Consider the following 12,989-nt stretch of genomic DNA (forward strand, 5'->3'; position numbering starts at 1 on the left):
TCCCGCCGTGTGGTCACTGGACAAAAAGGGCAACCGGGCATAATGTTAATCAATCGATTGATTAATTTTTAAAACCGCCATGAATACGACCCCAACGACATCGAAAGGTGAACAGGCCAAAAACCAGCTTATTGCCGCCGCGCTGGCGCAGTTTGGCGAATATGGTCTGCATGCCACCACGCGGGACATCGCAGCGCAGGCCGGGCAAAACATTGCGGCCATTACCTACTATTTTGGCTCAAAAGAGGATTTGTACCTCGCCTGTGCCCAGTGGATCGCCGACTTTATCGGTAACCATTTTCGGCCACACGTTGAAGAGGCCAGCGGGCTATTGAGCCAGCCGTCGCCGGATCGCGCCGCCATCAGGCAGCTGATTATCAGCGCCTGCGACAATATGATTCGCCTGCTGACCCACGACGAGACGCTGAGCCTGAGTAAGTTCATCTCCCGTGAGCAGCTCTCCCCTACGGCGGCTTACCAGCGAGTGCACGATCAGGTGATTGCCCCGATGCATACGCACCTGACCCGGCTGATCGCGGCCTATACCGGACGAGACGCCGACGATACCGAGACTATTTTGCATACCCACGCCCTGCTGGGTGAAATTCTCGCCTTCCGTCTTGGGCGCGAAACGATCCTGTTACGCACCGGCTGGACACAATTTGATGAGGATAAAGCCGCGCAGATTAGCCAGGTCATCACCTGTCATCTCGATCTGATCCTGCAAGGCTTAACGCAAAGGAGCCTGAAGTCATGAAAAAACCTGTCGCCATCATTCTGGTGGTCGTTGTTCTGCTTGCCGCAGGTATCGGCGGCTGGCTGTGGTATCAAAGTCACCAGGACAGAGGCCTGACGCTGTACGGTAACGTCGATATTCGCACCGTGAATATGAGTTTCCGCGTCGGGGGGCGCCTGGCCTCCCTCACCGTTGATGAGGGCGATACCATCAAAACCGGTCAGATGCTGGGGATGCTCGACAAGGCCCCGTACGAGAACGCGCTGATGCAGGCGAAAGCAGGCGTTTCCGTGGCGCAGGCGCAATATGACCTGATGCTGGCCGGCTACCGTGACGAAGAGATTGCTCAGGCCGCCGCCGCGGTAAAACAGGCGCAGGCCGCCTATGACTACGCGCAAAACTTCTATGCCCGTCAGCAGGGACTGTGGAAAAGCCGCACCATTTCCGCCAACGACCTGGAAAACGCCCGCTCCTCCCGCGACCAGGCCCAGGCGACGCTGAAATCCGCCCAGGATAAATTAAGCCAGTACCACACCGGTAACCGCCCGCAGGACATCGCGCAGGCAAAAGCCAGCCTGGAACAGGCGCAGGCGCAGCTGGCGCAGGCGGAACTGGATCTGCACGACACCACGCTCATTGCCCCGTCTGACGGCACGCTGATGACCCGCGCCGTGGAGCCGGGCAGCATGTTAAGCGCGGGGAGCACCGTCCTGACGCTTTCTCTGACGCGTCCGGTATGGGTGCGCGCCTACATTGATGAACCTAATCTCGGCCAGATGCAGCCGGGACGCGAGCTGCTGCTCTACACCGACAGTCGGCCGGATAAACCGTATCATGGCAAAGTTGGCTTTGTGTCACCGACGGCTGAATTCACCCCCAAAACGGTTGAAACGCCGGATCTGCGTACCGACCTGGTTTATCGCCTGCGCATCATCGTGACCGATGCCGACGACGCGCTGCGTCAGGGCATGCCTGTCACCGTAAAAGTCAGCGACGGGGAACGACATGAATGACGCGATTATTCAGCTCAACAATCTGGTCAAACGCTTCGCGGGGATGGAAAAACCTGCCGTCGCCCCGCTGAACTGTACCATTCAGAAAGGCTATGTGACCGGGCTGGTTGGCCCGGACGGCGCAGGCAAAACAACGCTGATGCGGATGCTGGCGGGTTTGTTAAAGCCCGATGAAGGAACCGCCAGCGTGCTCGGACTCGACCCGATTAAAGACGATGGCGCGCTCCATGCCATGCTGGGCTATATGCCGCAGAAGTTTGGTCTGTATGAAGACCTGACGGTGATGGAAAACCTTAATCTGTATGCTGACCTGCGCAGCGTCACTGGCGAAGCCCGTCAGAAGACCTTTGCCCGTTTGCTGGAATTTACCTCGCTTGGCCCCTTCACCGACCGGCTGGCGGGCAAGCTCTCCGGCGGGATGAAACAGAAGCTGGGGCTGGCCTGTACGCTGGTGGGCGAGCCGAAGGTTCTCTTGCTCGATGAACCTGGCGTGGGCGTCGACCCGATTTCGCGCCGCGAGCTGTGGCAGATGGTGCATGAGTTAGCCGGCGATGGGATGCTGATCCTCTGGAGCACCTCGTACCTTGATGAAGCGGAACAGTGCCGTGACGTTGTGCTGATGAACGAAGGTGAACTGCTTTATCAGGGAGAGCCGACCACGCTGACGCAGAGCATGGCTGGACGCAGCTTCCTGCTGCACAGCGCCCAGGCCTCCAACCGTCAGCTGCTGCAGCGGGTGCTAAAGCTACCTCAGGTCAGCGATGGAATGATTCAGGGCCGTTCGGTGCGCGTGATCCTCACGAAAGAGGCGACCGCGGACGATATACGCCGTGCACCGGGTATGCCTGAAATTGAGATGGAGGAGACCGCGCCACGCTTTGAAGATGCGTTTATCGATCTGCTCGGCGGCGCAGGGACATCAGAATCCCCCCTCGCCGCGATCCTGCACACGGTTGAAGGTACGCCGGGTGAAACGGTGATTGAAGCCAAATCCCTCACCAAAAAGTTTGGGGATTTCGCCGCCACCGATAACGTCAATTTCGCGGTGAAACGCGGTGAGATTTTTGGCCTGCTCGGGCCAAACGGCGCCGGGAAATCGACCACTTTTAAGATGATGTGCGGCCTGCTGGTACCGACCTCGGGGAAAGCGCTGGTGCTCGACATGGACCTGAAGGTCAGCTCCGGCAAGGCGCGTCAGCATCTGGGCTATATGGCGCAGAAATTCTCGCTGTATGGCAACCTGACGGTCGAGCAGAACCTGCGCTTTTTCTCCGGCGTGTACGGCCTGCGGGGACGCGCGCAGAACGAGAAAATCCACCGCATGAGCGAGGCCTTTGGCCTGACGGGCATTGCTTCCCATGCCACCGACGAACTGCCGCTCGGCTTCAAGCAGCGGCTGGCGCTGGCCTGCTCATTAATGCATGAGCCCGATATCCTGTTTCTCGATGAGCCGACCTCCGGCGTTGACCCCCTCACCCGCCGCGAGTTCTGGCTGCATATTAACAGCATGGTGGAGAAAGGGGTCACGGTCATGGTAACCACCCACTTTATGGATGAGGCGGAATACTGCGACCGCATCGGGCTGGTGTATCGCGGCAAGCTGATTGCCCACGGTACGCCGGACGACCTGAAAGAACAGGCCGCCGATGACGAGGTCCCGGACCCGACCATGGAACAGGCGTTTATTACCCTCATCCACGACTGGGATAAGGAGAATGCCCATGCGCAATAACGCCATTTCATGGCGCAGGGTGCGTGCGTTGTGTATCAAAGAGACGCGCCAGATCGTGCGTGACCCCAGCAGCTGGCTGATCGCTGTGGTGATCCCCCTGCTGCTGCTCTTTATCTTTGGCTACGGGATCAACCTCGACTCCAGCAAACTGCGGGTCGGGATTTTGCTGGAGCAGCAGAGCGAAGAGGCGCTTGATTTCACCCACACCATGACCGGCTCCCCTTACATCGACGCCACCATCAGTGACAACCGGCAGGCGCTAATCCAGATGATGCAGGCCGGGAAAATACGCGGGATGGTGGTGATCCCGGTGGATTTTGCCGCCAACATGGCGCGCACCGATGCCAGTGCGCCGGTGCAGGTGATCACTGACGGCAGCGAGCCAAACACCGCGAACTTTGTACAAGGCTATGTGGAGGGCATCTGGCAGCTGTGGCAAATGCAGCGCGCCGAAGATCGCGGGGAAACCTTCGAACCGCTGATCGACGTGCAGACGCGCTACTGGTTTAACCCTGCGGCCATTAGCCAGCATTTTATTATCCCGGGTGCGGTGACCATCATCATGACGGTTATTGGCGCCATTTTGACCTCGCTGGTGATTGCCCGCGAGTGGGAACGCGGCACCATGGAAGCGCTGCTGTCTACCGAGGTCACACGGGTTGAACTGCTGCTCTGTAAGCTTATCCCCTACTACTTCCTCGGCATGCTGGCGATGCTGCTCTGCATGCTGGTCTCGGTGTTTATCCTCGGCGTGCCGTACCGCGGATCGCTGGTGGTGCTCTTCTTTATCACCAGTCTGTTTTTACTGAGCACCCTCGGGATGGGGCTGCTTATCTCCACCATCACCCGTAACCAGTTCAACGCCGCGCAGGTGGCCCTGAACGCCGCCTTTTTACCGTCGATTATGCTGTCCGGGTTTATTTTCCAGATAGACAGCATGCCCGCCGTGATCCGTGCCGTGACCTACATTATTCCGGCGCGCTACTTCGTGAGTACGCTGCAAAGCCTGTTCCTGGCGGGGAATATTCCGGTGGTGCTGATCATCAACACGCTGTTTTTGCTGGCATCGGCAACGATGTTTATTGGGCTGACGTGGATAAAGACCAAACGGCGTCTGGATTAAGGAGCAAACATGTTTCACCGTTTATGGACATTGATACGCAAAGAGCTGCAGTCGCTGCTGCGCGAGCCGCAGACGCGCGCCATTCTGGTATTACCGGTGTTGCTTCAGGTGTTGCTCTTCCCGTTTGCCGCCACGCTGGAGGTGACTAACGCCACCATTGCTATCTATAACGAAGATAACGGCAAACATTCCGTCGAATTGACGCAGCGTTTCGCCCGCGCGAAGGCTTTTACCCACATCCTGCTGCTGAAAAGCCCGCAGGAGATCCAGCCCACCATCGATACGCAAAAAGCGTTATTGCTGGTGCGTTTCCCGGCCGATTTTTCCCGCAACCTGGATACCTTCCAGACGGCACCAATGCAGTTAATCCTCGACGGGCGCAACTCCAACAGCGCCCAGATTGCAGCCAACTATCTTCAGCAGGTGGTGAAAGATTACCAACAGGAGTTGATGGACGGGAAACCGAAACCCAACAACAGCGAGCTGGTGGTGCGCAACTGGTATAACCCGAATCTGGATTACAAATGGTTCGTGGTGCCATCGCTGATCGCCATGATCACCACCATCGGAGTGATGATCGTAACATCGCTCTCCGTCGCCCGTGAGCGCGAACAGGGGACGCTCGATCAGCTGCTGGTTTCCCCGCTCGCAACATGGCAAATTTTCGTCGGCAAAGCGGTTCCGGCGCTGATTGTCGCGACCTTCCAGGCCACCATCGTGCTGGGCGTGGGAATATGGGCCTATCAGATCCCGTTCGCCGGTTCGCTGGCGCTGTTCTACTTCACGATGGTGATTTACGGGCTGTCGCTGGTCGGGTTTGGACTGCTGATTTCCGCGCTCTGCTCTACCCAGCAGCAGGCATTTATTGGCGTGTTCGTCTTTATGATGCCGGCGATTTTGCTTTCGGGCTACGTCTCACCCGTCGAGAACATGCCGGTATGGTTACAGGATTTGACGTGGATAAACCCGATTCGGCACTTCACGGATATCACCAAGCAGATCTATCTGAAGGATGCGAGTCTGGACATTGTCTGGGGAAGTTTGTGGCCGCTACTGATCATAGCGGCCACGACGGGCTCAGTGGCGTACGTGATGTTTAGACGAAACATCGCGTAGCTTTTTCTCTTTGGTCAGTAACGAGACCACGGCAGGCCCTGCGAGGATTGCCAGACCGGCCAGGGCCAGCAGCAGGTTGTTTTGCAGCACACGCGACAGCAACCAAAGCACAATCATCGCCGCACCAAAGTACCAGGTGGTGGTGAGCTCTTCGAGCACATCACCCACCTCACGCCAGCGTGCTTCGTGGTGGCGCTGTAAAAACAGCATCGACAGTACGGTGACGCCATAGAGGACGCATAGCCCTAAGCCGACCCGCACCAGCGTGCCGCTCATCCAGCCCATCACCAGTACGGCCACGACCAGTAAATGCAACATTATCTGCCAGCAACTCAGGCCAGTTGCGACACGAACGCGTTGTTGCCACTTCATGGCTTCTCTCCTGAAGGATTTTTCTCTGCTTAATCAGACTACCGCACTTTACGGAAAATTCCGTAACACCGCATCTTTTTGTGACGCCTACTACACTTTATTTTCATCGGGATAGTCACCCTGGAAGGAACGTATGACCAAAAAAATGCAGCATTTCTCGCTTAAAGTGCTGACGATAAACATTCATAAAGGCTTCACAGCATTTAACCGCCGCTTCATTTTACCGGAGCTGCGCGACGCGGTACGCACCGTCAGCGCGGACATTGTCTGCCTTCAGGAAGTCATGGGCGCGCACGAAGTGCATCCGCTTCACTTTGAAAACTGGCCAGACACCCCGCACTACGAATTCCTGGCCGACACCATGTGGAGTGATTACGCCTACGGGCGCAACGCGGTGTACCCGGAAGGGCATCACGGTAATGCGGTGCTGTCACGTTTTCCCATCGAACATTACGAGAACCGCGACGTCTCTGTCGGTGAAAGTGAAAAACGCGGACTGCTTTACTGCCGTATCGCCCCGCCGGATCTGGCGTTCCCGGTGCACGTGGGCTGTGTTCATCTGGACCTGCGCGAAGCCCATCGCCAGGCACAGCTAAAGATGCTGGCCGAATGGACCAATGCCCTGCCCGAAGGTGAACCCGTGGTCGTGGCCGGTGATTTCAACGACTGGCGGCAGCGGGCTAACCATCCGTTGAAGGTTGATGCGGGGCTTGAGGAGATTTTCACCCGTGCAAACGGCAGGCCTGCACGCACCTTTCCGGTACGGTTCCCGTTTTTGCGACTCGACAGAATCTACGTGAAAAACGCCCATGCCAGCAGCCCGACTGCACTGGCGTTACTTAACTGGCGACATCTTTCCGACCATGCGCCGCTCAGCGCGGAGATCCACTTATGAAATGTTCATGGCAGGAAGGCAACCGGATCACGCTGCTGGTCAACGGGGATGAATATTACCCCGCGGTGTTTGACGCGATTGACCACGCAAAGCAGAAAGTGATCCTTGAAACGTTTATCTGGTTCGAAGACGACGTCGGTAAGCAGTTGCACAGCGTGCTGCTGCGTGCCGCCCTGCGTGGCGTCAAAATCGAAGTACTGCTGGATGGCTATGGCTCACCGGACCTCAGTGATGCGTTCGTCAATGAGCTCACCTCGGCAGGCGTCGTGTTCCGTTATTACGATCCTGGCCCTCGCCTTTTCGGCATGCGTACCAATCTTTTCCGCCGGATGCACCGCAAAATTGTGGTGGTGGATGAGACGGTAGCGTTTGTTGGCGGCATTAACTACTCCGCTGAACATATGTCCGATTACGGCCCGGAAGCCAAGCAGGATTACGCGATTCGCATTGAAGGACCGGTGGTGCAGGATATCCTGCTCTTTGAGCTGGAAAACCTGCCCGGTAAAGAGGCTGCCCGGCGCTGGTGGCAGCGCCGCCATCATCGCCCGGAAGAGAACCGTCACCCCGGTGAAGCGCAGGCGCTGTTTGTCTGGCGGGATAACGGTGAGCACCGGGACGACATTGAGCGGCATTACCTGAAGATGCTGGCGAATGCGAAGCGCGAAGTGATTATCGCCAACGCCTACTTTTTTCCGGGCTATCGCCTGCTGCATGCCATGCGCAATGCGGCCCGACGCGGCGTGCGGGTGAAGCTCATCGTTCAGGGCGAGCCGGACATGCAGATTGTCAAAATCGGTGCCCGGTTGCTGTACAACTATCTGGTGAAAGGTGGCGTACAAATTTACGAATATCGCCGCCGGCCGCTGCACGGCAAAGTTGCCCTGATGGACGATCACTGGGCCACCGTGGGCTCCAGCAATCTCGACCCGCTGAGTTTGTCACTGAATCTTGAAGCTAACCTGATCATCCACGATCGCCAGTTCAACCAGACTCTCAGGGATAACCTGCAGGCGTTGATCGTGAACGACTGCGTGCGCGTGGACGAATCCATGGTGCCCAAACGCACCTGGTGGAATCTGGGCATTAGCGTGGTGGTGTTCCACTTCCTGCGTCATTTCCCGGCGATGGTGGGCTGGCTGCCGGCGCACACGCCAAAACTTGCGCTGGTGGATCCGCCTGTCCAGCCCGAAATGGAAACCCAGGACCGCGTTGAAGCGGAAGATGGAGGGAAAACCTGATGTCGAAATCACATCCACGCTGGCGGCTGGCTAAAAAGATCCTCACCTGGCTGTTTTTCATCGCCGTCGCGGTTCTGCTGGTGGTTTACGCCCAGAAAGTTGACTGGGAAGAGGTGTGGAAAGTTATCCGCAACTACAACCGGCTGGTGCTGCTGGGCGCGGTGGGGCTGGTGATTGTGAGCTACCTCATGTACGGCTGCTATGACCTGCTGGGCCGCGCCTACTGCGGCCATAAGCTTGCGAAGCGCCAGGTCATGCTGGTGTCGTTTATCTGTTACGCCTTTAACCTGACATTGAGTACCTGGGTGGGCGGGATCGGCATGCGCTATCGCCTTTACTCGCGCCTCGGCCTGCCGGGTGGGACCATTACGCGCATTTTTTCCCTCAGCATCACCACCAACTGGCTGGGTTACATTCTGCTCGGCGGAGTGATTTTCACCATCGGCGTGGTGCAATTGCCTGCGCACTGGTACATCGATGAAACCACGCTGCGGATTTTAGGCTTTGCATTACTGCTCATCATTGCGCTCTATCTTTGGGCCTGCGCCTTTGCCAAACGCCGACACATGACCATCAAGGGGCAAAAACTGGTGCTGCCTTCGTGGAAATTCGCGGTCCTGCAGATGGCCGTGTCCAGCGCCAACTGGATGGCGATGGGGGCGATTATCTGGATGCTCATTGGTGAAGATGTGAATTACTTCTTTGTGCTGGGCGTGCTGCTGGTCAGCAGCATTGCCGGCGTGATCGTGCATATTCCGGCGGGGATTGGGGTGCTGGAGGCGGTATTTATCGCCCTGCTCGCCGGAGAGCATGTTTCACAGGGTACGATTATTGCCGCCCTGCTGGCCTACCGTATGCTCTATTACTTCCTGCCGCTGGCGCTGGCAACGGTATGTTATCTGGTGCTGGAGAGTCGGGCGAAGCAACTGCGGGCGAAGAATGAGAAAGCGTTAGCGAAGTGAGGTCTGGCGGGGGAACTTACCCGGCCTGCGCAACGCAGGTCGGGTAAGGGAAATACACTTAACGACGGTTGCCTAAAATACGCAGCAACATCAGGAACAGGTTGATAAAGTCCAGATACAGCGTCAGGGCGCCCAGAATCGCGTATTTGCGCAGGTTTGAGCTGTCGCGTACGTCAATCTGTTCGCCAATATTTTTCAGCTTCTGAGTGTCGTAGGCCGTCAAACCGACGAAGATCACCACCCCGATATAGGTCACCGCCCACATCAGCGCTTCACTCTTCAGCCACAGGTTCACCAGCGACGCCAGCACAATCCCAATCAGCCCCATAAACAGCATGCTGCCGAAACCGCTCAGGTCACGCTTCGTGGTGTAGCCGTAGAGGCTCATCGCACCAAACATCCCGCCAGCGACCACAAACGTGCTGGCGATGGAGGAATAGGTATACACGATGAAGATGCTGGAGAGCGTTAGCCCCGTCAGTGCCGAATAGAGCATAAACAGCGTGGTCGCCATTCCGGCGCTCAGCTTCTGCACCAGGCCGGAGAGAACAAAGACCAGCGCCAGTTGCGCGATGATCAGCCCAAAGAAGGTGATTTTGCTCGAGAAGATAAACATCATCAGCTCAGGCGTGTTGGCTGCATACCATGCGATAAAGGCGGTCAGCAGTAAACCGACCGTCATCCAGCCATAAACCTGAGCCATATACGTCTGCAGCCCGGTACGGGTCTGCTGTACTATTGAATCGGAACGCGGAAATCGGTCCATGATTCACTCCTGATTAAGTAGACACACACGTTAAGACTAACACATTCACGCAAACCGACTACCAACGACTGGCGGCTTCTTTGTCGCTGTCACGCGACTCAACCCACCTGTCGCCTTCCGGCGTCGCTTCACGTTTCCAGAATGGCGCTTTGGTTTTGAGGTAATCCATAATGAACTCCCCTGCTGCAAACGCGCTACTACGATGGGCACTGGTCACGCCGACAAAAACGATTTCCTCGCCAGGCCACATTTCACCAATACGGTGGATAACCGTCACTCGCCCGAGCGGCCAGCGGCCACGCGCCTGTTCAACGATCTCCGCGAGGGATTTCTCCGTCATGCCCGGATAGTGTTCCAGCGTCAGCGCCTTTACGCTGTCGCCGAGATTATGGTTACGCACTTTGCCGGTGAAGGTGACAACCGCACCGTCTTCGTCACGCTCTGCCAGCCAGTCATATTCTGTACCAACGCTGAAACGATCATGACCTACCAGAATTCGGGTTTCAGCCATCTTAGCCCCCTGTCACCGGCGGGAAGAAGGCCACTTCATCCCCGGCCGTCAGCGGATGGGTCAGCTCCACCAGCGTCTGGTTAACCGCGGCCAGCAGCTTACCTTCATCCAGCGCCAGCGCCCAGCGGTCGCTTTGCGCGGCAAGATGCGCACGCAGGTCGGCAACGGTGTCAAACGGGGCATCAAGCGTCAGGCTGTCGGTGCCCACCAGCTCGCGGACCTGAGCAAAAAAGAGCACCTTAATCATGGCTGTCCACCTTAAAATCACCGGATTTACCACCGCTTTTCGCCAGCAAACGAACCGGGCCAATCACCATATCTTTCTGCACCGCTTTGCACATGTCATAGATAGTTAACGCGGCGACAGAGGCCGCCGTCAGGGCTTCCATCTCAACCCCGGTTTTCCCGGTTAAGCGGCAGAGCGACTCGATGCGCACGCGGTTGTGCTCCGGCTGCGCCTGCAGGTTGACTTCCACCTTGCTCAGCATCAGCGGGTGGCAGAGCGGAATTAAGTCCCAGGTGCGTTTCGCAGCCTGGATCCCGGCGATGCGGGCGGTGGCAAAGACGTCGCCTTTGTGATGGCTGCCGTCAATAATCATCGCCAGGGTCTCTGGCAACATGGTCACGAAGGCTTCAGCACGCGCATCACGCACCGTTTCGGCTTTGGCGGAGACATCCACCATATGTGCTTCGCCAGCGGCGTTAATGTGGGTCAGTTGCGACATAACTTATTTCTTTAAATGGGGATGGAAATTACACGGACGGGTACGGGCATCCAGCTGCGGCGCAATAATATTTTCCCACGCGGTGCGACACGCTTTTGTCGAGCCGGGCATGGCAAAAATCAACGTGCCGTTCGCCACACCGGCCACCGCACGTGACTGCAGCGTGGAGGTGCCAATCTCTTCAAACGAGAGCATGCGGAACACTTCACCAAAGCCTTCCACTTCCCGGTCAAACAGCGGGACGAGTGCCTCGGGAGCCTGGTCGCCTGTGGTAAAGCCGGTGCCACCGGTGATCAGCACCACCTGCACCTCATCGCTGGCAATCCACTGAGAGACCCGGGCACGAATGGCGTAACGGTTCTCTTTCACGATCGCCTTATCAACAATACTGTGCCCGGCATCATGTGCCGCATCGCGCAGCCAGTGGCCGGAGGTGTCATCCTCTTCACCGCGGCGGTCGGAAACGGTAAGAATAGCAATGCGTGTCGGGATAAATTCCGCGCTGACCTGACTCATCTTCTGGTTCCTTCTTAAGCCTGATTACCCGCCAATGTAGGACAGGTTCTGAGTAATGCCGGTGTTGCCCTGATGCAGGAAGTGGGTCTGTTTTTTGTGCGTCAGAGCTTCAGAAATCCGCGCTTCAAGCGCGGCCTGTTGGGCGTCTTCCGCCAGCAGATCGCGAAGGTCGACACCGCCATCCCCGAACAGGCACAGATGCAGCTTACCAACGGAGGAGACGCGAAGACGGTTACAGCTGGCACAGAAGTCTTTCTCATACGGCATGATAAGCCCGATTTCCCCTTCGTAATCCGGGTGACAAAAAACCTGCGCCGGGCCGTCGCTGCGCTGACGGATCTGGTGGATCCAGCCGCGTTTCAGCAGCTCATCTCGCAACACCATCCCGGAGATGTGATGCCGACGGAACAGCTCACTGCCCTCGCCAGTTTCCATCAGCTCGATAAAACGCAACTGGATGGGGCGGGATTTGATCCACGCCAGGAAGGTATCAAGCTGGTGATGGTTGACGTCACGCATCAGCACCGTATTGACTTTGACCTTCTGGAACCCGGCACTGAACGCCGCGTCAATTCCATCCATCACCTGGCGGAATTTATCCTGGCCGGTAATGGCATGAAACTGGCGGGCATCGAGGCTGTCCACGCTGACGTTGATGGCGGTTAAGCCCGCGTCGCGCCAGGCCGCAACGTCGCGAGCCATGCGGTACCCGTTGGTGGTGACCGCAATCTGACGGATACGATCGTTCTCACGCACCGCAGCAATGATATCGGGGAAATCACGACGCAGAGAGGGTTCCCCTCCGGTCAGGCGGACCTTTTCCGTGCCGAGTTCAGAGAATGCGCGCGTGACGCGGCGCACTTCGTCCACGGAGAGAAAGCCGTTATTGGTGACGCTGCCCGGTTTGTAGCCATCGGGCAGGCAGTAGGTGCAACGGAAGTTGCACACATCGGTAATCGACAGACGTAAGTAAAAAAACTTACGCGCGAATGCATCAGTAAGTTGTGAAGCCATGTACACCTTTCCAGAGACGGGAGGCACAGTCATTTCTTTCTGTACCCTGGTGGCATATTCGCCACGGCCAGGACGCCATATCTTTCGACACAGGCGCCAGGGCTCGAGTGTATGTTTTCAAATTTGAAAACGTGGTTATGGCGATAGTAGCGCGGAAATCTTCCCTTCGCCATTATCACTTAACGCTATATAACCATATACATAACGACATAATCGTGTATTTTCGCTACAGAATACCTAAAAACAGCATATTCACATTGATATACGTCA

General features: G+C 56.9%; 15 protein-coding genes and 1 riboswitch. Of the genes, 8 read left to right on the forward strand and 7 right to left on the reverse strand.

Annotated features, from left to right (window positions below; translation table 11 throughout):
- Positions 1 to 79 precede the first annotated feature (79 nt).
- The 5 genes from cecR to F8561_RS13570 are packed head-to-tail and all read left to right on the forward strand — an operon-like array spanning position 80 to position 5,720.
- The gene (gene cecR / locus F8561_RS13550; protein ID WP_014169235.1) at positions 80 to 757 is read left to right on the forward strand and encodes a transcriptional regulator CecR; all 678 of its coding nucleotides are present in this window, start codon (positions 80 to 82) and stop codon (positions 755 to 757) included.
- Positions 754 to 1,749, forward strand: coding sequence for a secretion protein HlyD (gene hlyD / locus F8561_RS13555; protein WP_151887584.1), 996 nt, complete (start codon positions 754 to 756; stop codon positions 1,747 to 1,749). The genes cecR and hlyD overlap by 4 nt, the downstream gene beginning before the upstream one ends.
- Positions 1,742 to 3,481 carry an ATP-binding cassette domain-containing protein gene (locus F8561_RS13560; protein WP_151887585.1) on the forward strand — a complete coding sequence of 580 codons (1,740 nt, stop codon included), beginning with the start codon at positions 1,742 to 1,744 and terminating at the stop codon, positions 3,479 to 3,481. Before hlyD ends, F8561_RS13560 begins: the two co-directional genes overlap by 8 nt.
- The gene (locus tag F8561_RS13565; RefSeq protein ID WP_148576498.1) at positions 3,471 to 4,604 is read left to right on the forward strand and encodes an ABC transporter permease; all 1,134 of its coding nucleotides are present in this window, start codon (positions 3,471 to 3,473) and stop codon (positions 4,602 to 4,604) included. The genes F8561_RS13560 and F8561_RS13565 overlap by 11 nt, the downstream gene beginning before the upstream one ends.
- Before the next feature lie 9 nt (positions 4,605 to 4,613).
- Complete coding sequence (locus F8561_RS13570; RefSeq protein WP_014169231.1) at positions 4,614 to 5,720, forward strand: ABC transporter permease; 1,107 nt, start codon at positions 4,614 to 4,616, stop codon at positions 5,718 to 5,720.
- Here the strand turns inward: F8561_RS13570 and F8561_RS13575 are convergent.
- A complete protein-coding gene (locus tag F8561_RS13575) occupies positions 5,682 to 6,092 on the reverse strand; it encodes a YbhQ family protein (protein ID WP_014169230.1) in 411 nt (136 codons plus the stop codon). The two genes, F8561_RS13570 and F8561_RS13575, sit on opposite strands and share 39 nt — an antisense overlap.
- A 133-nt stretch (positions 6,093 to 6,225) precedes the next feature.
- Between F8561_RS13575 and F8561_RS13580 the strand changes: the two genes are divergently transcribed.
- From F8561_RS13580 to F8561_RS13590, 3 genes are read left to right on the forward strand one after another with little or no spacing between them, the layout of a single operon-like run.
- Positions 6,226 to 6,987: an endonuclease/exonuclease/phosphatase family protein gene (locus F8561_RS13580; RefSeq protein ID WP_151887586.1), complete on the forward strand. Its 762-nt coding sequence runs from the start codon at positions 6,226 to 6,228 to the stop codon at positions 6,985 to 6,987.
- Positions 6,984 to 8,225 (forward strand): cardiolipin synthase ClsB, encoded by a 1,242-nt coding sequence (clsB, locus tag F8561_RS13585; RefSeq protein WP_014169228.1) that lies wholly within the window; start codon positions 6,984 to 6,986, stop codon positions 8,223 to 8,225. The genes F8561_RS13580 and clsB overlap by 4 nt, the downstream gene beginning before the upstream one ends.
- Entirely contained in the window at positions 8,225 to 9,187 is a 963-nt protein-coding gene (locus F8561_RS13590; RefSeq protein ID WP_151887587.1) for a lysylphosphatidylglycerol synthase transmembrane domain-containing protein, read from the forward strand. The genes clsB and F8561_RS13590 overlap by 1 nt, the downstream gene beginning before the upstream one ends.
- A 58-nt stretch (positions 9,188 to 9,245) precedes the next feature.
- Here the strand turns inward: F8561_RS13590 and F8561_RS13595 are convergent, their stop codons facing one another.
- The 6 genes from F8561_RS13595 to moaA all read right to left on the reverse strand — a co-directional run bounded on the left by F8561_RS13595 (position 9,246) and on the right by moaA (position 12,719).
- The gene (locus F8561_RS13595; RefSeq protein WP_014169226.1) at positions 9,246 to 9,953 is read right to left on the reverse strand and encodes a Bax inhibitor-1 family protein; all 708 of its coding nucleotides are present in this window, start codon (positions 9,951 to 9,953) and stop codon (positions 9,246 to 9,248) included.
- A gap of 58 nt (positions 9,954 to 10,011) precedes the next feature.
- Positions 10,012 to 10,464, reverse strand: a complete 453-nt coding sequence (gene moaE / locus F8561_RS13600) for a molybdopterin synthase catalytic subunit MoaE (protein ID WP_014169225.1) — start codon at positions 10,462 to 10,464, stop codon at positions 10,012 to 10,014.
- 1 nt (position 10,465) lies between these two features.
- Positions 10,466 to 10,711, reverse strand: a complete 246-nt coding sequence (gene moaD, locus F8561_RS13605; protein ID WP_020884929.1) for a molybdopterin synthase sulfur carrier subunit — start codon at positions 10,709 to 10,711, stop codon at positions 10,466 to 10,468.
- Positions 10,704 to 11,189 (reverse strand): cyclic pyranopterin monophosphate synthase MoaC, encoded by a 486-nt coding sequence (gene moaC / locus F8561_RS13610; RefSeq protein WP_151887588.1) that lies wholly within the window; start codon positions 11,187 to 11,189, stop codon positions 10,704 to 10,706. The genes moaD and moaC overlap by 8 nt, the downstream gene beginning before the upstream one ends.
- 3 nt (positions 11,190 to 11,192) lie before the next feature.
- Positions 11,193 to 11,705 carry a molybdenum cofactor biosynthesis protein B gene (moaB, locus tag F8561_RS13615; protein WP_020884931.1) on the reverse strand — a complete coding sequence of 171 codons (513 nt, stop codon included), beginning with the start codon at positions 11,703 to 11,705 and terminating at the stop codon, positions 11,193 to 11,195.
- A gap of 24 nt (positions 11,706 to 11,729) precedes the next feature.
- Positions 11,730 to 12,719, reverse strand: coding sequence for a GTP 3',8-cyclase MoaA (gene moaA / locus F8561_RS13620; protein WP_032677720.1), 990 nt, complete (start codon positions 12,717 to 12,719; stop codon positions 11,730 to 11,732).
- Positions 12,707 to 12,841, reverse strand: a riboswitch (molybdenum cofactor riboswitch). (Overlaps the previous gene by 13 nt.)
- Between the last annotated feature and the right edge of the window lie 148 nt (positions 12,842 to 12,989).

Origin of the sequence: Enterobacter sp. 198 (genome assembly GCF_009025585.1) — a bacterium.
In the GTDB taxonomy this organism is placed as follows: Bacteria; Pseudomonadota; Gammaproteobacteria; order Enterobacterales; family Enterobacteriaceae; genus Enterobacter; species Enterobacter ludwigii.

Excerpts from the sequence above, each read along its gene's own strand:
- F8561_RS13560 (WP_151887585.1), top strand. The coding sequence starts at position 1,742 with ATGAATGACGCGATTATTCAGCTCAACAATCTGGTCAAACGCTTCGCG.
- F8561_RS13580 (WP_151887586.1), top strand. The coding sequence starts at position 6,226 with ATGACCAAAAAAATGCAGCATTTCTCGCTTAAAGTGCTGACGATAAAC.
- moaB (WP_020884931.1), bottom strand. The coding sequence starts at position 11,705 with ATGAGTCAGGTCAGCGCGGAATTTATCCCGACACGCATTGCTATTCTT.
- F8561_RS13575 (WP_014169230.1), bottom strand. The coding sequence starts at position 6,092 with ATGAAGTGGCAACAACGCGTTCGTGTCGCAACTGGCCTGAGTTGCTGG.
- F8561_RS13590 (WP_151887587.1), top strand. The coding sequence starts at position 8,225 with ATGTCGAAATCACATCCACGCTGGCGGCTGGCTAAAAAGATCCTCACC.
- F8561_RS13595 (WP_014169226.1), bottom strand. The coding sequence starts at position 9,953 with ATGGACCGATTTCCGCGTTCCGATTCAATAGTACAGCAGACCCGTACC.
- moaA (WP_032677720.1), bottom strand. The coding sequence starts at position 12,719 with ATGGCTTCACAACTTACTGATGCATTCGCGCGTAAGTTTTTTTACTTA.
- moaE (WP_014169225.1), bottom strand. The coding sequence starts at position 10,464 with ATGGCTGAAACCCGAATTCTGGTAGGTCATGATCGTTTCAGCGTTGGT.
- hlyD (WP_151887584.1), top strand. The coding sequence starts at position 754 with ATGAAAAAACCTGTCGCCATCATTCTGGTGGTCGTTGTTCTGCTTGCC.
- moaD (WP_020884929.1), bottom strand. The coding sequence starts at position 10,711 with ATGATTAAGGTGCTCTTTTTTGCTCAGGTCCGCGAGCTGGTGGGCACC.
- F8561_RS13570 (WP_014169231.1), top strand. The coding sequence starts at position 4,614 with ATGTTTCACCGTTTATGGACATTGATACGCAAAGAGCTGCAGTCGCTG.
- moaC (WP_151887588.1), bottom strand. The coding sequence starts at position 11,189 with ATGTCGCAACTGACCCACATTAACGCCGCTGGCGAAGCACATATGGTG.
- clsB (WP_014169228.1), top strand. The coding sequence starts at position 6,984 with ATGAAATGTTCATGGCAGGAAGGCAACCGGATCACGCTGCTGGTCAAC.
- F8561_RS13565 (WP_148576498.1), top strand. The coding sequence starts at position 3,471 with ATGCGCAATAACGCCATTTCATGGCGCAGGGTGCGTGCGTTGTGTATC.
- cecR (WP_014169235.1), top strand. The coding sequence starts at position 80 with ATGAATACGACCCCAACGACATCGAAAGGTGAACAGGCCAAAAACCAG.